Origin of the sequence: Kribbella sp. NBC_00359 (assembly GCF_036097425.1) — a bacterium.
In the GTDB taxonomy this organism is placed as follows: Bacteria; Actinomycetota; Actinomycetes; order Propionibacteriales; family Kribbellaceae; genus Kribbella.
On record NZ_CP107975.1, the window covers coordinates 6,784,457 to 6,801,575 of the forward strand.

22 protein-coding genes are annotated in these 17,119 nt (G+C 69.5%); 11 read left to right on the plus strand and 11 right to left on the minus strand.

Going from position 1 to position 17,119, the window contains the following annotated elements:
• Positions 1-12: 12 nt before the first annotated feature.
• Together OG876_RS32970 and OG876_RS32975 are read right to left on the minus strand one after the other, a co-directional pair.
• On the minus strand, positions 13-654 hold the full coding sequence (locus OG876_RS32970; protein ID WP_328520585.1) for a lysoplasmalogenase: 642 nt from the start codon (positions 652-654) through the stop codon (positions 13-15).
• A 42-nt stretch (positions 655-696) separates the two neighbouring features.
• Positions 697-1,557 carry a LysR family transcriptional regulator gene (locus tag OG876_RS32975; protein ID WP_328520586.1) on the minus strand — a complete coding sequence of 287 codons (861 nt, stop codon included), beginning with the start codon at positions 1,555-1,557 and terminating at the stop codon, positions 697-699.
• A 73-nt stretch (positions 1,558-1,630) separates the two neighbouring features.
• Here OG876_RS32975 and OG876_RS32980 point away from each other — a divergent pair, with 73 nt between their 5' ends.
• Both OG876_RS32980 and OG876_RS32985 read left to right on the plus strand, forming a co-directional pair.
• Positions 1,631-2,836, plus strand: coding sequence for an MFS transporter (locus tag OG876_RS32980; RefSeq protein ID WP_328520587.1), 1,206 nt, complete (start codon positions 1,631-1,633; stop codon positions 2,834-2,836).
• The gene (locus OG876_RS32985; protein ID WP_328520588.1) at positions 2,796-3,536 is read left to right on the plus strand and encodes an N-acetyltransferase; all 741 of its coding nucleotides are present in this window, start codon (positions 2,796-2,798) and stop codon (positions 3,534-3,536) included. Before OG876_RS32980 ends, OG876_RS32985 begins: the two co-directional genes overlap by 41 nt.
• Here OG876_RS32985 and OG876_RS32990 read toward each other — a convergent pair.
• From OG876_RS32990 to OG876_RS33000, 3 genes are read right to left on the minus strand one after another with little or no spacing between them, the layout of a single operon-like run.
• Positions 3,533-4,351: an ABC transporter permease gene (locus tag OG876_RS32990; RefSeq protein WP_328520589.1), complete on the minus strand. Its 819-nt coding sequence runs from the start codon at positions 4,349-4,351 to the stop codon at positions 3,533-3,535. The two genes, OG876_RS32985 and OG876_RS32990, sit on opposite strands and share 4 nt — an antisense overlap.
• Positions 4,311-5,138, minus strand: coding sequence for an ABC transporter ATP-binding protein (locus OG876_RS32995; RefSeq protein ID WP_328520590.1), 828 nt, complete (start codon positions 5,136-5,138; stop codon positions 4,311-4,313). Before OG876_RS32995 ends, OG876_RS32990 begins: the two co-directional genes overlap by 41 nt.
• The gene (locus OG876_RS33000; protein ID WP_328520591.1) at positions 5,135-5,611 is read right to left on the minus strand and encodes a MarR family winged helix-turn-helix transcriptional regulator; all 477 of its coding nucleotides are present in this window, start codon (positions 5,609-5,611) and stop codon (positions 5,135-5,137) included. Before OG876_RS33000 ends, OG876_RS32995 begins: the two co-directional genes overlap by 4 nt.
• 95 nt (positions 5,612-5,706) lie before the next feature.
• Between OG876_RS33000 and OG876_RS33005 the strand changes: the two genes are divergently transcribed.
• Positions 5,707-6,126: an ester cyclase gene (locus tag OG876_RS33005; protein ID WP_328520592.1), complete on the plus strand. Its 420-nt coding sequence runs from the start codon at positions 5,707-5,709 to the stop codon at positions 6,124-6,126.
• 10 nt (positions 6,127-6,136) lie between these two features.
• Complete coding sequence (locus OG876_RS33010; protein ID WP_328520593.1) at positions 6,137-7,165, plus strand: LuxR C-terminal-related transcriptional regulator; 1,029 nt, start codon at positions 6,137-6,139, stop codon at positions 7,163-7,165.
• Here OG876_RS33010 and OG876_RS33015 read toward each other — a convergent pair.
• Entirely contained in the window at positions 7,149-7,334 is a 186-nt protein-coding gene (locus OG876_RS33015) for a DUF5703 family protein (protein WP_130448421.1), read from the minus strand. The genes OG876_RS33010 and OG876_RS33015 overlap by 17 nt on opposite strands.
• Positions 7,335-7,353: 19 nt before the next feature.
• Positions 7,354-8,295: an aldo/keto reductase gene (locus OG876_RS33020; protein ID WP_328520594.1), complete on the minus strand. Its 942-nt coding sequence runs from the start codon at positions 8,293-8,295 to the stop codon at positions 7,354-7,356.
• Between the two features lie 51 nt (positions 8,296-8,346).
• Between OG876_RS33020 and OG876_RS33025 the strand changes: the two genes are divergently transcribed.
• A complete protein-coding gene (locus OG876_RS33025) occupies positions 8,347-9,399 on the plus strand; it encodes an LLM class F420-dependent oxidoreductase (protein ID WP_328520595.1) in 1,053 nt (350 codons plus the stop codon).
• Positions 9,399-10,226 carry an undecaprenyl-diphosphate phosphatase gene (locus OG876_RS33030; RefSeq protein WP_328520596.1) on the plus strand — a complete coding sequence of 276 codons (828 nt, stop codon included), beginning with the start codon at positions 9,399-9,401 and terminating at the stop codon, positions 10,224-10,226. The genes OG876_RS33025 and OG876_RS33030 overlap by 1 nt, the downstream gene beginning before the upstream one ends.
• Here OG876_RS33030 and OG876_RS33035 read toward each other — a convergent pair.
• Positions 10,223-11,194: a magnesium and cobalt transport protein CorA gene (locus tag OG876_RS33035; RefSeq protein ID WP_328520597.1), complete on the minus strand. Its 972-nt coding sequence runs from the start codon at positions 11,192-11,194 to the stop codon at positions 10,223-10,225. The two genes, OG876_RS33030 and OG876_RS33035, sit on opposite strands and share 4 nt — an antisense overlap.
• Before the next feature lie 49 nt (positions 11,195-11,243).
• On the opposite strand from OG876_RS33035, the gene OG876_RS33040 reads away from it, so the two are divergent.
• The 4 genes from OG876_RS33040 to mshC all read left to right on the plus strand — a co-directional run bounded on the left by OG876_RS33040 (position 11,244) and on the right by mshC (position 14,603).
• Positions 11,244-11,939: a histidine phosphatase family protein gene (locus OG876_RS33040; RefSeq protein WP_328520598.1), complete on the plus strand. Its 696-nt coding sequence runs from the start codon at positions 11,244-11,246 to the stop codon at positions 11,937-11,939.
• A 12-nt stretch (positions 11,940-11,951) separates the two neighbouring features.
• Positions 11,952-12,527, plus strand: a complete 576-nt coding sequence (locus tag OG876_RS33045) for a DUF3090 domain-containing protein (protein ID WP_328520599.1) — start codon at positions 11,952-11,954, stop codon at positions 12,525-12,527.
• Positions 12,524-13,315, plus strand: coding sequence for an SCO1664 family protein (locus OG876_RS33050; RefSeq protein WP_328520600.1), 792 nt, complete (start codon positions 12,524-12,526; stop codon positions 13,313-13,315). Before OG876_RS33045 ends, OG876_RS33050 begins: the two co-directional genes overlap by 4 nt.
• A 67-nt stretch (positions 13,316-13,382) precedes the next feature.
• Positions 13,383-14,603: a cysteine--1-D-myo-inosityl 2-amino-2-deoxy-alpha-D-glucopyranoside ligase gene (mshC, locus tag OG876_RS33055; protein WP_328520601.1), complete on the plus strand. Its 1,221-nt coding sequence runs from the start codon at positions 13,383-13,385 to the stop codon at positions 14,601-14,603.
• Here mshC and OG876_RS33060 read toward each other — a convergent pair whose 3' ends face one another.
• The 3 genes from OG876_RS33060 to OG876_RS33070 all read right to left on the minus strand — a co-directional run bounded on the left by OG876_RS33060 (position 14,604) and on the right by OG876_RS33070 (position 16,690).
• Complete coding sequence (locus tag OG876_RS33060; protein ID WP_328520602.1) at positions 14,604-15,164, minus strand: hypothetical protein; 561 nt, start codon at positions 15,162-15,164, stop codon at positions 14,604-14,606.
• Positions 15,085-15,777, minus strand: a complete 693-nt coding sequence (locus tag OG876_RS33065) for a L,D-transpeptidase (RefSeq protein ID WP_328520603.1) — start codon at positions 15,775-15,777, stop codon at positions 15,085-15,087. The genes OG876_RS33060 and OG876_RS33065 overlap by 80 nt, the downstream gene beginning before the upstream one ends.
• A 73-nt stretch (positions 15,778-15,850) precedes the next feature.
• Positions 15,851-16,690 (minus strand): polysaccharide deacetylase family protein, encoded by an 840-nt coding sequence (locus OG876_RS33070; RefSeq protein ID WP_328520604.1) that lies wholly within the window; start codon positions 16,688-16,690, stop codon positions 15,851-15,853.
• 58 nt (positions 16,691-16,748) lie between these two features.
• On the opposite strand from OG876_RS33070, the gene OG876_RS33075 reads away from it, so the two are divergent.
• Positions 16,749-17,111 carry a MerR family transcriptional regulator gene (locus OG876_RS33075; RefSeq protein WP_328520605.1) on the plus strand — a complete coding sequence of 121 codons (363 nt, stop codon included), beginning with the start codon at positions 16,749-16,751 and terminating at the stop codon, positions 17,109-17,111.
• Positions 17,112-17,119: the final 8 nt, after the last annotated feature.

A 17,119-nucleotide genomic window follows, 5' to 3' on the forward strand; every position in this document is an offset into this window, starting at 1 on the left:
CGCGACCAGAGGTCAACGCCTATGACCACTACCGGTCAGATCCGGTCGCGATGCGGTGATACCGGAGGTGAGAAGGTACTGACCGATCGCGTACGACGACATCACCAGCGCACCGCGTCCCGGGAAGTCACGGCCGGCCATCCGCAGTGCGATCAGTGCGTCGGAGATGAAGAACAGCGTGCCGCCGAGGCCGCTGCGCGGGCTGTGCCACCGCGAGGCGATCGCAGTTGCCGTGAGCAACAACGCGTACGCCGCGACCGGCACGCGCTGACCGCCCAACCCAGGGGAGAGCGCCGCGATCAGCGCTGCCCAGAGCGCGCCGTACGCCGCGAACACGCGCCACGATCGTTGCGCCGGGTTGGCGAGGAAGACCGCCAGGTAGCAGGCGTGGGCGGCGGCGAAGGCGGCCATGCCGGCCAGTTGAAGATCGGTCTCGAGGAGGAGGTCACCGGCGGCCGACGCAAGCAGGGCCGCTTGGAGGAATGGTGGTGCGTCCTGCGTTCGGGACCATGACCACAGCAGTGGCATCAGCGGCACCTTGCTGGCCTGTTTGAGGATCTTGACGTCGAAGGCAACGGCCGCCACCTGCACGACCGTCGTACCCCAGAACGCCGTCAACAGTCGCTGGTCGCGCGCCAACCCCCGCAGGTTCATGCCCCCGAGTCTGCCGTACGTCGGACCGCAACTCGCCGGTGTTCATGACAAGTTCAACGTGGCGCGGAGGCGCGGGAGGTACTGGATCAGTGGTTTGAGTGGCGTGGGGGAGGTGACGACGGAGAGCGTGAGGCGGTAGCGGAAGGGGGCGGGGGTGAGATGTTCGCCGGGGCGGAGTTCGGTGGCGAGGGCGCTGCGGGGGACCAGGGCCAGGTGGGCGCGGCGGCGGGCCATGGCGACCGTTGTGCTGAGAGTGACGCCGCGGCGTGGGAGGGCGCCGTGGGCGGCCAGGCGGGCGTGGATGTCTTCGATGCCGCGGTCGTAGGTGGCGAACGCGACCGGACGATCCTTCAGCGGGTGCCGGCCGCGGCCGGGTGGGCGGGCGCCGGGTGGGACGAACAGGACGAGCTCGTCGCGGCCGACGCGGCGTGCGACGGTCTCGCGCGGCAGGGTCATCTGGTCGGCGATCGCGATGAAGGCGGCGTCCATCGTGCCCTCGGCGATGCGCTCGACCAGGAAGTGGCCGTGGTCGACCTGCTGCTCGATGTCCAGGTCGGGCAGATCGGCGTCCAGGACCGGGAAGAGGATCGGCGCGAGGCTGGCGAAGGTGCCGATCACCAGTCGCCGGCCGACGGCGGCCGCGCGGGTTGCGGCGTACACCTCCTCGAGGTGGCCGAGGATGTGGTCGGCCCGGCGGCTGAGCTCGGCGCCGGCTGCCGTCGGGCGGGCGCCGCGGGTGTCGCGCTCGAACAGCTTGGTGCCGCACAGGCGCTCCAACCGGCTCAGTCGCTGGGACGCGGAGGGCTGCGAGATGCGCAGCTCGCGGGCGGCCGTGCCGACGGCGCCCGTGCGGTTGATGGCCTGGACCAGCCGCAGGTCCTCGACCGATGGTAATGAGGCCATAGGTTCAGCCTATGGCAACCAGGCAGCATCGGCTCCCTACCTGAGGGCCCGGAAACCTCGAAGAATCAAGGGTATGAAAGCCCGGTCCGAAGCGCTGGCGTTGCTCGCCGGTGGGGGAGCGGCGGACTTCGCCTTCCGGATCGCGCAGGTGGCGCTGCCGTTGGTGGTCCTGCGCGAGACCGGCTCGGTCGCCGCGACCGGCCTGGTCGGGGGCGCGGCCGGCATACCGGTGCTGTTGTCACCGTGGTGGGCCCGGAAGGCACGGCAATGGGTGGACTCGGGTCCGCGGCTCGCTGTGGTTGCGGCTGTCTCAGCGGCAGCGCTGGCCCTCGTGCCGGCCGCGGCGATGCTCGGACTGCTCACTCCTGAGCTGCTTGTGATCAGCGGACTCCTGCTCGGCTGCGGCGACGCGCTGTCCACCCCGGGCCGGTCGGCTCTGCTCGCCGACACCGGAGACCGGTGGGGTGATGGCAGGGCCGTCGTACTGCTCACCTGGCAAGACGGACTCCGCCGGATCGGCATGATGGTTGGCCCGGTCGTCGGCGCGCTGGCGGTGGCGGCGAACCTGACGAACGGACTGCTGTGGGTGGAAGCCGCGACCGTGCTCGCCGCCGGGCTGCTGGCCTGCACCGTGCGCGCCGAGCGAGCACCTGAAGGTGTTGCGACACCCTCGATCCGGGCGAGCCTCGAAGGGCGCCGTGAGGTGCTCTACGGCTGGATCGTCCGGGGTACGGGATGCGTGACGTGGTTCGCTTTCACTCTCGGCCTGTCGGTGATCGGCGAGGAGCGCGGGCGGCCGGGCATCTACCTCGCCTCCGGCATGACCGGGTACGGCGTGGGGTCGGTGATCGGGACCGCGATCTCGCTGGCGGTCGTCCGGCGGATCCGCCCGGTGCCGTTGGCATCGATCGCCTGGACGGGCATGGGGCTGTGCTGGATCGGCATGGGTCTGTGGACCACTCCGGCGGTAGTCGCCGTGATGGGTGCGCTCTCCGGGCTGACCGTCGTACTCGGGATCGCGGCGATCTCCGTGATCATCACGCGGTCGTCGGCCGGCGCCGAGCGGCGGACGTTGTTGTCGGGCCAGAGTGTGGTGGTGAGCGCGAGCAGTTCGGCCGGGATGCTGGCCGGCGGGCCGATCATCGCTGCCGTGGGGGCTGAGCACACTCTGGTCGGAGCCGGGCTGCTGACGGCGCTGGTCGCGGTACTCGTGCTGGTGCGGTGCGAGACTGCGGGGTATGTCCGAGATCGTGATCACCACGTTGGCCGAGCGGCCTGAGTACCTGGAGCGGATGTACGAGTTCGCCGACGCGTGGCCCGAGTTCATGCACAACGACCCGATCGGCAACGCGTTCATGGGTCAGGTGCCGGTGCGGTTCCCCGACCAGTGCGTCGTGGCGACCGAGGACGGTGAGCTGGTGGCACACGGCCGCAGCATCCCGTTCGTCTTCCCGGACGAGAACCGCACGGAGCTCCCGTCCGGCGGCTGGGACCGGGTGCTGCACTGGGGGTTCGCCGACCTGCGCAACGGCCGAGAGCCGAACGTGTCGAGTGCACTGGAGATCCTGATCCGGCCTTCCCACCTCGGCCGCGGCCTGTCCCACGAGATGCTCGGGGCGATGCGGGCGGCGGTGAAGGCCAAGGGACACAGCGCTTTGTTCGCGCCGGTCCGGCCGAACGGCAAGACGGACGCGGATCAGCCGATGACGGAGTACATCGAGCAACTGCGCCCAGATGGTCTGCCACATGACCCGTGGCTGCGGGTGCACGTCAAGGCGGGCGCCACCATCGTGAAGGTGGCGCCCCGGTCGATGGTGATCGCGGGCTCACTCGCGGAGTGGCGGGAGTGGACCGGCCTGCCCTTCGACACGACGGGCGACGTGATCGTCCGGAGGGCGCTCGTACCGGTGCATTGCGACGTACGGCATGACCACGCGGTGTACGTCGAGCCCAATGTGTGGATGCGGCACGACCTTTAGCGCGCGAGTCGGCCGAGGAGGGAGGCGGCGGCGCAGATGCCGGCGGTGGCGGCGACGATGAGGACCCCGAAGTCCAGCCAGTAGTTGGTGGGTAGGCCGATGAGCAGGCCGCGCAGGGCGCTGACCTCGTACGTGAGTGGGTTGACGTGGCTGATGACCTGCAGCCAACCGGGCATCAAGCTCACGGGGTACAGGGCGTTGGACGCGAAGAACAGCGGCATGGTGATCGCCTGGCCGATGCCCATCAGCCGGTCGCGCCGCAAGACCAGGCCGGCGATCGTCATCGACAGGCAGGAGAAGAAGGCGGCGCCGAGGACGACGACCACGAGTACTGCCAGCAACTTCAGCGGATTCCACGTCATGCTGACGCCGAGCAGCGCGGCGACGATGATGACGACGATCGCCTGCGAGATCGTCCGTACGCCGGCCGCGAACGCCTTGCCGGCCACCAGGGCGGACCGCGGGCTGGGCGTGACGAGGAGCTTGGTGAGGATGCCGGCGTCGCGCTCCCAGATGATCTGGATGCCGTAGAAGATGGCGACGAACAACGCGGACTGCGCGATGATCCCCGGCGCGAGATAGTCCAGGTACGGAACGTCGCCGGTCGGGATCGCCCGGATCCGGCTGAACGTCTGGCCGAAGATGACCAGCCACAGAATCGGCTGGATCGCGCGAGTGATGAGCTCGGTCCGGTCGTGCCGCAGCTTCTGCAACTCGACCAAGCAGAATGTCCCGATCCGGGAGAGTAGCCGGACGGCTGCTCGGGGCCTGGACTCAGCCCATGCGTTGGGCGGTACGACGGGTGCCACGGACATCGCGCAGGCCTCCCTTCTCGGCAGCGGCGAGACTCTCGCCGGTGTGGTGGCGGAACACGTCCTCGAGGCTGGCCTCGGGTCCGAGCTCGGCCTTGAGCTCGTCGGGGCTCCCGATCGCGCGCAGCCGGCCCTCGTGCATCAGGGCGACCCGGTCGCAGAGCAGGTCGGCCTCCTCCATGTAGTGCGTGGTCAGCAGCACGGTCATCCCGTACCGCTCCTGCATCTGCTGAACCCGGGCCCAGACCGAATCCCGGGCCACCGGGTCGAGGCCCACCGTCGGCTCGTCCAGGACGAGCAGAGCCGGCCGATTGACCAGCGCCTGCGCCAGCTCCAGGCGGCGCACCATGCCACCGGAGTATGTCGAGGCCAGCCGGTCCGCGGCATCGGTCAGGTCGACGATCTCGAGCACCTCGGCGACCCGGGCCGCCCGCTCCCGGCGCGGTACGTCGAACAGCCGCGCGAACCACGACACGTTCTCCCGGGCGGTCAGCGCCCCTTCGATCGACAGCTGCTGCGGGACGTAGCCGAGCATCCGTCGTACCGACATCGCGTCGGTGCGGACGTCGAGCCCGAAGACCCGGACCGTGCCGGACTGTGGCGGGTACAGGGTGTTGAGCACGCGCAACGTGGTGGTCTTGCCGGCGCCGTTCGGACCGAGCAGTCCGAAGCACTCGCCGGGTGAGACCTCCAGATCCAGGTTGTCGACGGCGAGATGATCGCCGAACCGATGGCTCAAGCCGTCGATCCGGACGGCCGGAACCGGGTCAGGTACTGAATCCGCACTCATCCTCGCTCCTCCACCAGGGCGCGTTCATCTTGCTGGGGATGCAACCGCTCCGCGAGTACGCCGAGCACCGGCAACGCGGCCCGCAATGCGTCCCGGTCGTCGGTCTCGAGGCCGTCGAGCGCCTGGGTGACGAGCGCAGTACGGCGGTCGCGCCAGGCCTCGACCTGCTCACGGGCCGGCTCGGTCAAGGTCAGCCGGGCGATGCGCCGATCGGCCTCGTCCGGGGCGCGCACGAGTAGCCCGCGCTCGATGAGCTGACCGACGAGTGTCGACACCGTGTTCGCGACCAGGCCGAGCTCGGCGGCGGCCTCGGTCACGGAGATGCCGGGGTTGCGGCGGACTGTCCGGACCAGCTCGGTCTGTGAGCCGGTCAGCGTCGACAGCGACCCGGGCCGGCCCGCGGATCGGCGGAGATGCCGGCGCACCAGCCCGAGCGCGGCCAGCAACTCCTCGGCAAGGACCTCGTTGCTCATGCTGCTCAGAATACCTCTGTCGCAGAGATATTTCAGCACGAAACCCCAACTAGTGGGGGTACGGCGGGGAACCGGGCCGTCGGAGCATCGATGCCATGAACACGACAGACAGCAACAAAGCCGTCGTCAGGGACTTCATCGACGGACTGTTCACCAACGGGGACCCGAGCGCGGTCGACACGTACCTCGCCGAGGACTTCATCAACCACGATCCGCCGTTCGGAGTCACGCCGGACGGCGAGGGGATGCGGGCGGCCGGCGCGATGATGCGGGCCGCGTTCCCCGACTGGCACAGCGAGCTGCACGCACTCGTTGCCGAGGGCGACATCGTCGTCGAGCGGTTCACCGCCGGCGGGACCCAGGAGGGCGAGGTGATGGGCATCGCGCCGACTGGGAAGACCGTCAGCCTGCCCGGGATCAACATCTTCCGGCTCCGCGACGGCCGGATCGTCGAGCGCTGGGGCCGCCTGGACGACCTCGGTTTCCTCAGGCAGCTCGGCGTCGTGCCGGCGTAGCATCACGATCATGGGGGCGGCGGATCGCCTGGACGTGCTGATTCAGCGCTGTTACGCGGGGCTGGACGCCGATGAGCTGCGGTCCGAGACGCTGCGCCGGCTGAAGGGCCTGCTGACCATCGACGCGGCGTTCTTCGCGACGGTCGATCCGGCCACGGTGCTGTTCACGGCGGTGAGTGTGGACGAACCGCTCGGTGCGGTGACCGAGCAGTTCCTCGCGAACGAGTTCGGCCAGGCGGATGTGAACAAGTTCGCCACGCTCGCCGCGGCCCGCGATCCGGTCAGCTCACTCGCGCACGCGACGAAGGGCGACTGGGCCAGCAGCGCTCGGTACGCCGAGGTGATGCGGCCACTCGGTCTCGGTGACGAGCTCCGGGCCGCGCTGGTGTCGAACGGCCGCTGCTGGGGCGTCATCTGCCTGCACCGCGAAGACGCGGACGCCGGCTTCTCGGAGCAGGAGTTGCAACTCGTACGGCGCCTGACACCACACCTGGCCGAGGGACTGCGACGAGGCCTTCGCACGGGGTCGATGGAGACCGCGGACGTCGGGCCGGGGGTGGTCGTGCTGGATGCGGATCTGCGGGTGGAGTCGATCAGTGCGGAGGCCGAGCACTGGTTGGCCGAGCTGGATCCGGATCGTCGCAGCGAGCTCCCCGTCGCGGTGCGAGCGGTGGCCGCTCAGCTGATGCGAGTGCAGGAACTGCCGGCCGCGCCGGCGGTCAAGGTGCGGACGAACGCGGGCCGCTGGCTGGCCCTGCACGCCTCGACACTTCGAGGTGGTGGCGAGCGGACCGCGGTGGTGATCGAGCCGGTCACCCCCGCGCAGCTGGGGTCGTTCCTGCTGGATGTGCATGGGTTGACACCGGCTCAGCAGCGCGTGACGGAGTTGCTGTTGCAGGGGTTCTCCACACGGCAGATCGTCGAGCGGTTGTGCTTGTCGCCGCACACCGTGCAGGAACATGTGCGAGCGGCGTACGACAAGGTCGGCGTCGGCAGTCGCCGGGAGCTGGTGACAGCGTTGCTCAGAGGGTCCGCATGACCCGGATGATGCGGCGGCGGAGCCAGACCCGCCGGGTGCCGTCGGGGTAGCGTCTCAGCCGGGCCAGCTCCCAGCCGCCGTACTCCGCGTGCTCAGTCAGCAAGCGACGGACCGCGCCACGCGATTCCGTCCTGGACACCTCGAACTGCTGCAACTCGTATTCGGCCATCCGCACCTCCACCTACGTCCTACGACACATCCTCCAGCGCAGCGACGATCGCGGGCGGGAGAGTGAGCTCCTCCACGCCCAGGACCGACTTGAGCTGCATCGCCGTCCGGGCCCCGACGATCGCCGCCGACACGCCCGGCCGGTCCCGCACCCAGGTGAGCGCCACCTCGAGCGGGGTCCAGCCGAGCCCGTCGGCGGCTCGGGCGACCGCTTCCACGATGCCCGAACCGCGGCCGTCGAGATAGGGGTCGACGAATCTGGACAGATGCTGAGACGCCGCCCGGGAGTCCGCCGGGATGCCCGTTCGGTACTTTCCAGTCAACACGCCGCGGCCAAGCGGCGACCAGGCCAGCACCCCGATCCCGAGCCCGCCGGCCGCGCGGATCGCGTCCGCCTCGGCGTCGCGGGCCAGCAGTGAGTACTCGACCTGGTTGGACACCGGCACCGCGCGGCCGGGCCAGGCCTGCTGCCAGGTGACCGCCCGGGCCGACTTCCAGCCGGCGTAGTTCGACACGCCGACATACCGGACCTTGCCCGAGTTCACCGCATGGTCGAGCGCGGACAGCGTCTCCTCCAGCGGTACGTCGTCCGACCAGGTGTGCAGCTGCCACAGGTCGATGTGGTCGACGTTCAGCCGTCGCAGCGACGCCTCGAGGTCACGCAGCAGGGCACCCCGCGAGGTGTCGGTGATCCGCTCGCCGCGGCGGACGCTGAACCCGGCCTTGGTCGCGATCACCAGGTCGTCGCGGTCCACCACGTCGCCGAGCAGCGACCCGATCAGGCGCTCGCTGTCGCCGTCGCCGTACGCCGCCGCGGTGTCGATCAGCGTGCCGCCGGCGGCGACGAACGCGGCGAGCTGCTCGCGCGCCTCGTGCTCGTCGGTGTCGCGGCCCCAGGACATGGTGCCCAGGCCGAGCCTGCTCACCGCCAGTCCACTGTGACCGAGATAGCGCTGCTGCATGACCCGAGCCTATTGCGGGCCACCGACAACGGCTCGCTAGGCTCGCCAGTCATGCGACTCGGACTCAACATCGGCTTCGTCTTCGGCGGCGACGACCATCTGGATCATCTGCGGCTGGTGCGCGAGGCCGAGCGACTCGGATTCTCGGTCACCTGGGCGGCGGAGGCGTACGGCTCCGACGCCGCCACGCTGCTCAGCTGGATCGCCGCCCAGACCACCACGATCGACGTCGGCGCGGCGGTCTTCCAGATCCCGGCCCGGACCCCGGCGATGACCGCGATGACCGCGGCCACCCTGGACCGGCTGTCGAACGGCCGGTTCCGGCTCGGTCTCGGCGTGTCCGGACCGCAGGTGTCGGAGGGCTGGCACGGCGTCCGGTTCTCTCAGCCGTTGCTCAGGACACGTGAGTACGTTGCGATCGTGAACTCCGCTCTCCGCCGCGAGACCGTCGCGTACGAGGGCAAGTACTTCACGCTGCCGCTGCCCGACGGACCCGGCAAGGCACTGAAGCTGACCGTCCGGCCGATCCGCGACCACGTGCCGATCTACCTGGCCGCGGTCGGCCCGAAGAACCTCGAGCTGGCCGGCGAGATCGCCGACGGCTGGCTCGGCATCCTCAACGACCCCGCCTATCTGGGAGAGCAGTTGAACCACGTCAAGACGGGCCGCGAGACCCGCCAACTCGGACTCGACGGTTTCGACGTCGTCGCGTCCGTACCGGTGATGACCGGCGACGACCTGCACGCCGCGGCCGACCCGATCCGGGGGTACGCCGCGCTGTACATCGGCGGCATGGGCAGCCGGGAGAAGAACTTCTACAACGCGCTCGCGGTCCGGATGGGCTACGCCGACGAGGCCAAGGAGATCCAGGACCTCTACCTGGACAAGAAGCACCGCGAGGCGATGGCCGCCGTACCGGAAGGATTCATCGACTCGATCTCCCTGCTGGGCGGCAAGGAGCGGATGGCCGACAAGCTCACCGCGTACGCCGAGGCCGGGGCGACGACCGTCGCGATCACGCCGTTCGCGTCCACCGTCGACCAGCGGATCGCCGACCTGCGCACGGTCGCCGAGGCCCTCGACCTCGCCGGAGTCGGTCACTGATGACGATCTGGGACGCCATCATCCTCGGCATCGTCGAGGGCCTGACCGAATTCCTGCCGGTGTCCAGCACCGGCCACCTGACCATCGTGTCGAAGATGCTCGGCCTGCAGATCGACGACCCGGCGATCACCGGCTTCACCGCGGTGATCCAGGTCGGCGCGATCGCGGCGGTCGTCCTGTTCTTCTGGAAGGACATCCGGCGGATCGCCGTCGCCTGGGTGCGCGGCCTGGTCAAACCCGAGCACCGCGGTGAGTTCGACCACCGGATGGGCTGGTACGTGATCGTCGGCTCGGTGCCGATCGTCATCGTCGGGTTCCTCGCGCGAGACGTCATCTCCGGTCCGCTGCGCAGCCTGTGGTGGGTGGCCGCGGCACTGATCGGCTGGTCGTTCGTGATGGTTGCCGCCGAGCGCCTCGGCACCAAGAGCAGGCCGCTGGAGAAGCTCAACTTCGTCGACGCCCTCGTGATGGGCCTGGTCCAGTGCCTGGCGCTGATCCCGGGCATCTCGCGGTCGGGCGCGACGATCTCGGCCGGCCTGTTCCGCGGCCTGGAACGGGTGGCCGCGGCCAGGGTCTCCTTCCTGCTCGGCATTCCGGCCCTGGTCGGGGCCGGTGCGTACGAGCTGAAGGACGCCCTGAACGGCGACGTCGGTGCCGTCCCGCTGCTGGTCGGGACCGTGGTCAGCTTCATCGTCGCCTATGTGTCGATCGCCTGGCTGCTGCGGTTCCTCGTCAACCACACGATCGAGGTGTTCGCCTTCTACCGCCTCCTGCTCGGCATCGTGCTCGTCATCCTGCTGGCCACCAGCACGATCACGGCGACCTAGAGCCAGCCGACCTTGCGGAAGAACCGGTACATGGTGGTGCAGGTGACGGCCAGCAGCAGGAGGACGGCGTAGTACCCGAAGTGCCAGCGCAGCTCGGGCATGTTGTCGAAGTTCATCCCGTAGATGCCGGCCACCATGGTCGGCACCGCGGCGATGGCGACCCAGGCCGAGATCCGGCGCATGTCGTCGTTCTGCTGCACCGAAACCCTGGCCAGGTGGGCGTTCAGGGCCGAACTGAGCAGCGTGTCGATGGACTCGGTCTGGTCGGAGACGCGGTTGAGGTGGTCGACGACGTCGCGGAAGTACGGCGCGGCCTTCGGGTTGATCCCGGGCATGCCGTGGGCGAACTGTTCCATCGGATCGCGCAGCGGCTGGACCGCGCGGCGCATCTCGAGCACCTCGCGCTTGAGCTTGTAGATCCGCTCGGCGTCGCTGGTGCGCTCGGGGGAGAACACCGAGCTCTCGATCTCGTCGACGTCGAGCTCGACCGACTCCGCGACGGTCTCGTAGTCGTCCACGACCGAGTCGCAGATCGCCCACAGGACGGCGGCCGGACCGTGGCCGAGCAGGGAGCCACGCTCCTCCAGCTGGTGCCGGGCCGTGGCCAGCTCACCGCCCTCGCCGTGCCGGACGGTCACGACGTACCGCGGACCGATGAAGACGCTGAGCTGGCCGGTCTCCACGGCGTCACCCTCGTCGACGTACCAGAGGGTGCGCAGGACGACGACGATCGCCTCGCCGAACCGCTCGATCTTGGGCCGCTGGTGGGCCTTGAGGGCGTCCTCGACGGCGAGCTCGTGCAGGTCGAACAGGCCCTGGACGCGGCGCATCTCGGCGTCCGACGGATCGTGCAGGCCGACCCAGCCGAAGCACTCGCCGTTGTCGTCGATGGCCTGGGCAACGGTCTCGGGGTCCCTGGGCAGGTCCTGCCGTTCGCCCTCGGCGTACACGCCGCAGTCCACGATCACGCCACCATCATGGCACCGTCGCTTGACCGGACCGGATAGCGTGCAGGTCATGCCCACGGTGATTCTGGTCCGGCACGGCCGCAGCGCCGCGAACACATCCGGCACACTGGCCGGCCGCACGCCGGGTGTGAAGCTGGACGAGACCGGCGTCAAGCAGGCGGAGGCGGTCGCGCAGCGGCTGGCCGAGCTGCCGCTGGCGGCGATCGTCACCTCACCGCTGGAGCGCTGCAAGCAGACCGCGGCGGCGATCGCGAAACACCACGAAGGGTTGCGTCCGGCAACGGATCGGCGGCTGACCGAGTGCGGGTACGGCGACTGGACCGGGCAGAAGATCGGCACCCTGGCGAAGGATCCGTTGTGGGCGGTCGTCCAGCAGCACCCGTCCGCGGTGACGTTCCCGAACGGGGAGTCGATGCGGGCCATGCAGCAGCGTGCCGTCGACGCCGTACGGGCGCATGACGCGGCGCTGGCGAAAAGCCACGGCGACGGTGCGATCTGGGTGGCCGTGTCACACGGCGATGTGATCAAGGCGATCGTCGCGGACGCGCTGGGTCAGCACCTGGACACCTTCCAGCGGATCGTGGTGGACACCGCGTCGACCACGATCATCACGTACACCCCGACCCGCCCGTTCCTGGTCCGGCTGAACGACTCCGGCAGCGAACTGAAGTCCCTGATCCCCAAACCCCCGGCCAAGGGACGGACCAAGAAGCAGTCCTCGGACGCGGTGGTCGGCGGACGGTAATAGGGTCTAGACATGGCGCGAGTTGTGCATTCCTACGACGACCCGGATCGGTTCGTCGCCGGCACCGTGGGGGAACCCGGTGCGAGGACGTTCTTCCTGCAGGCGCGGGCCGGCGTCCGGTTGACCTCGGTGGCCTGTGAGAAGGAACAGGTGATGGCGCTCGCGGAGCGGCTCGACGTGATGCTGGACGAGGTGGCCCGGCGGTTCGACCGGGACCCGGCCACGCCGACCACGATCGACGACACGGACCCGCTGGAGCAGCCGATCGAGGAGGAGTTCCGGGCCGGCACCATGACGCTGGCCTGGGAGGCCGACGCCGAGCGGGTGGTGATCGAGGTGTTCGCGGTCGTCACGGGCGAGCAGGCCGACCTGGAGGAGACCGACCCGATCACGGCCGCGATGGAGTCCGAGGACGCCGAGGTGTTCGTCGTCCGGATCACCGAGGAGCAGGCCCGCGCGTTCGCCCGGCGGGCGGTCGCCCTGGTCGCGTCCGGTCGCCCGAGCTGCCCGTTCTGCGGCCGGCCGATCGACCCCGAGGGGCATATCTGTCCACGTGCCAACGGCTACCGCAGGCACCTGCCGGAATGAGCGATCCGGACCTGCTCGCCCAGGGGGAGCTGTCCCTGCACGGCCGGCTCGTGGCCGCGTCGAACGGCACCTTCCAGGGATCGGTGAGCCTCGACGGCGAGACCGCGACCGTGGTCTACAAGCCCGTGCAGGGGGAGCGGCCGTTGTGGGACTTCCCCGACGGCACGCTGGCTCAGCGCGAGTTCGCGGCGTACGTCGTGTCCGAGGCGCTCGGGTGGTCGGTCGTGCCGCCCACGCTGCTCCGGGACGGCCCGCTTGGCGAGGGCATGGTGCAGCTGTGGATCGACGAGGCCGAGCTCGGGCCGGGGGAGACCGAGCTGGTCGACATCGTCCCGCAGGGGCGGGTGCCGGCCGGCTGGCTCGGCGTACTCGACGCGCTCGACGGGCGGCACAACCCGGTGACGCTGGTGCACGCGGACAACGAGGCGTTGCGGCGGATGGCGGTATTCGATGCCGTGGTCAACAATGCCGACCGCAAGGGCGGCCACGTGCTGAACCCGGGCGACGGCCGGGTGTACGGCGTCGACCACGGCGTCACGTTCAACGCCGACGACAAGCTGCGGACGGTCCTGTGGGGCTGGGCCGGCGACCCGATCCCGGCCGACCTGCTGGACGACGTACGCCGGTTGGCCGATCAGCTGGCCGGTGGACTCGGTCAGCAGCTGTGCGAGCTGATCACCGCGGTCGAGTTGACCGCCACCCGCGAGCGCTGCGCGACCCTGCTCAAGACGGGTGTCTATCCGTTGCCCAGCGACGATTGGCCCGCCATTCCCTGGCCCGCGTTCTGACCTGGATTCGACCGGGGAGTGGAACGTGTCGCTTCGTTGAAAACCGGACTGGCATAAGCTCCGACACATGCAGGCGTGGACGAAACCAGACATCCCGGTCGTGCCGGGCCCGGCCCGGCGGCTGCGCCTTTACGACACCGCCTCGGGCGGGCTGGTCGAGGTGCCGGCGGTCGACAGCGCGACCGCTCGGATGTACGTGTGCGGCATCACACCGTACGACGCCACCCACATGGGCCATGCGGCGACGTACCTGACGTTCGACCTGGTCAACCGGCTCTGGCGAGACGCCGGGTACGACGTCCACTACACGCAGAACATCACCGATGTCGACGACCCGCTGCTCGAGCGCGCGGCCGAGACCGGTGTCGACTGGACCGACCTGGCGTACCAGGAGATCCAGCTCTTCCGAGACGACATGACCGCGTTGCGGGTCATCCCGCCGCAGCACTACGTCGGTGTCGTGGAGTCGATCGACCTGGTGGCGAACGCGGTCGAGGACCTGCAGCGGGCCGGCGCGGTCTACTCGGTCGACGGCGACCTGTACTTCGCAGTCAAGGCGGATCCGGCGTTCGGCAGTGTCTCCGGCTACGACCGCGAGACGATGCGGGAACTGTTCGCCGAACGTGGCGGGGACCCCGATCGCGAAGGTAAGCGGGACCCGCTGGACAGCCTGCTGTGGCGGCACGAGCGGCCGGGTGAGCCGGCCTGGGACTCGGCGGTCGGCCGTGGTCGTCCGGGCTGGCACGTCGAGTGTTCGGCGATCGCGCTCGAGCATCTCGGGATGACGTTCGACGTCCAGGGCGGTGGGTCGGACCTTATCTTCCCGCACCACGAGATGTCGGCGAGCGGCGCGCAGGTGGCGACCGGGAAGTACCCGTTCGCGCGGGCCTACGTGCACCAGGCGATGGTCGGCCTGGACGGCGAGAAGATGTCCAAGTCCAAGGGCAATCTCGTGCTGGTGTCGAAGGAACGCCTGGCCGGTGCCGATCCGATGGCGATCCGGCTGGCGTTGCTCGCGCACCACTACCGCACGGACTGGTTCTGGATGCCGTCCGATCTGCTCGACGCGCAGGCGCGTCTCGACGTCTGGCGTGGCGCGATCGGCCGGGGTTCGGGTCCGGACGGTGCCGCGGCGGTCGACGCCGTACGCGCGGCGCTCACCAACGACCTCGACACGGTGGCCGCGCTGTCGGCGGTCGACACCTGGGCGTCCGCCAACGGCGACGACCCGGAGGCGCCCGTCCTGGTCGCCCAGGCCGTCGACGCGCTCCTCGGAGTGAAGCTCTAGCTAGCCGGTTACCGGCTGGTGGGTCTTGATCGGCGTCGGCACCGGCGCGGCCGGCGGGTGGTCGACCGGGGGCGCCGGGTTCTGCGGGTTGGTCGGCTTCGGCGTGGGCTCGGGCTTCGGGGCCGGCTGCGCGCAGGTCGCCGAGGCCAGGCTGATGACCTCAGTGCCACCGCCCAGGTCGATGCTCAGTCCGCTGATCGTGAACGAGCCGTCCGAGTGCTTGACCTGCTCGTTGACCTTGATCGTGGCCAGCGGGGCGGCCGGGATCGTCGCGCCCTGCTTCGTGGACGGCAGCGCGACCTTCTGGCCGAGCAGGCTCAACGCGCCGATATCGAAGCCGCCCTGATCGCCCGAGCACCAGACGTTCAGGGAGTCGATCTCGAGGAGCGAGCTCGGCGGCGTGAGCAGCAGGTTGCAGAGGTCGGGCAGGTTCTTGACCGGAAGATCAGCCGTGCTCAGCTGCGGCAGCGGCAGGCCGAGGTCAGCAACCGGCGCTGATGGCGGCCCCGAACACGTCCGGACGGGGCCAGCCGTGGATCGCGACCGTACCAGGACCGCCACCGAACGTGTCCAACGTGGGACTGTGTGCACCCAAGGGCAGCACGATCGGCGACGCCGACCGCTTGTTGTCGATGATCGAACCGAGCAGGAAGGTCCGTCCGGGTGGCGTCGGCGTCTTCTTCGCGCCGACCCCGGCCTTCCACTCCCCGAGGCTCTTGCCGTTCAGGAACAGGTCGAGGGTGCGCGAGCCGGTGTGGACCCGGATCAGGTACGGCGACGACGCGTGGTCGAGGTCTGTGTCCTGAAGCCAGCCGGTCGAGCGGTTCGGCTTGGACGGGAGCAGCACCCGCACCCAGCCGTCGGACTGCTCGACCACAGGCAGCCAGGTCGGGCCGAACTGACTCGGCGCGACCTTGGCGAACGCATCCGCGTCGGGCGCGCTGTAGAGCGCGGTCTCCGTCCGCGGGTGGACGACCAGTCCGTCGGTGCCGGCGAACGGCTGGGTGTCGAGTGGCGCGGTGGTGATGGTGGTCGCGGTCGTCGACGCCGTGAGCGTGGTGAGGTCGACGTCCTCGTGCTGCTTGCCGCCGAGCACTCCGACGACGGCGACGATGCCGAGCAGGGCGAGCACAGCCAGGGCAGGGATCGAGCTCCCGCCTCGCTCGTCGCACATGTACCGGCTCCCCGTGGTGTGGTCCCGGACGAGAATAGACCCGCAAGTAACAACGCCCCACACCCCGTAGTGGTTACGTCGTCAGGTAGTGATCGGCGATGTCGTCGCTCGTGGTCAGCCAGACGTCGGGCTGCGCGGCGATGTACTCCAGCGCGAGGTCCAGATACTTCGCCCGGAACGGCTGCCCGATCACGAACGGGTGCAGGGCCAGCGCCATCACCCGGCCGCTGTGCTCGGACTCCGCGCGGAGTACGTCGTACTGGTCCTTGACCATCTGGAGGAAGTCGGGGCCGGTGAGGCCGCGCAGGAACAGGCCGAGGTCGTTGAGCTCGAGCGTGTACGGGACGCTGAGCATGCCGGGGACGTTCAGCCGGTAGGGCTGGTCGTCGTTGGTCCAGTCGAGCACGTAGCTGTAGCCGAGCTCGGACAGCAGTTGGGGAGTGTTGTGGGTCTCGGTCAGGGCCGGACCCATCCAGCCCTTGGGGTGTTTGCCGGCGGCCGTCTCGATGGTGTCGGTGATGTCGGTGAGGACCCTGCGTTCCTCGTCCGGTTCGTAGCCGGTGTGCAGGGTCGAGTTGGTCTGGCCGTGGGCGAGCCAGGCCCAGTCGCGTTCCACGCCGGCCTTGATGATCTGTGGGTTGTGCTCGGCAACCATCGAGTTCACCAGAGCGCTGGCCCGGAGGCCGTGCCGGTCGAGGATGTCGATGATGCGCCAGATGCCGACCCGGGCGCCGTAGTCACGCCAGCCGTGGTTGAGGGGGTCGGGCTTGACGTCGAGGGGCCAGATGCTCGTCGACGGCTGGTCGGGGACGAAGTGCTCGAGGTTGAGGCCGACATAGAAGGCGACTCGCTTGCCGTCGGGCCACGTGAGCCGGGGGCGTTCGGTGATGGGGCTGTAGTCGAAGAGCGTCATGCCTGGAGGGTAAAATCTGACATCAGTGTCAAGTTCAAGTCCCGCGGGAGGATCGGCGATGCGGATCGGGGAACTGGCCCGGCGAACGGGCGTGAGCGAGCGGTCGCTCCGGTACTACGAGCAGCACGGGCTCCTGGTGTCGGAGCGGTCTCCTGGTGGACAGCGCGAGTACGCCGAACGCGCGATCGACCGGGTGATCCTGATCCAGGAGCTGTTCGCCGCCGGCCTACACAGCAAGAAGATCGCCGAGCTGCTCCCGTGCATGCGCGACCCCGACGGCGGCCCCAACGAGCGCGCCACCCCGGAGCTCGTCACCTCGTTGACCGCCGAACGTGACCGCATCGACCGCATGATCGCCGACCTCGCCACCTCCCGCGCCGTCCTCGACGACGTCATCACCACCGCCGCCCGGGAACTGTAGCTCCGGGT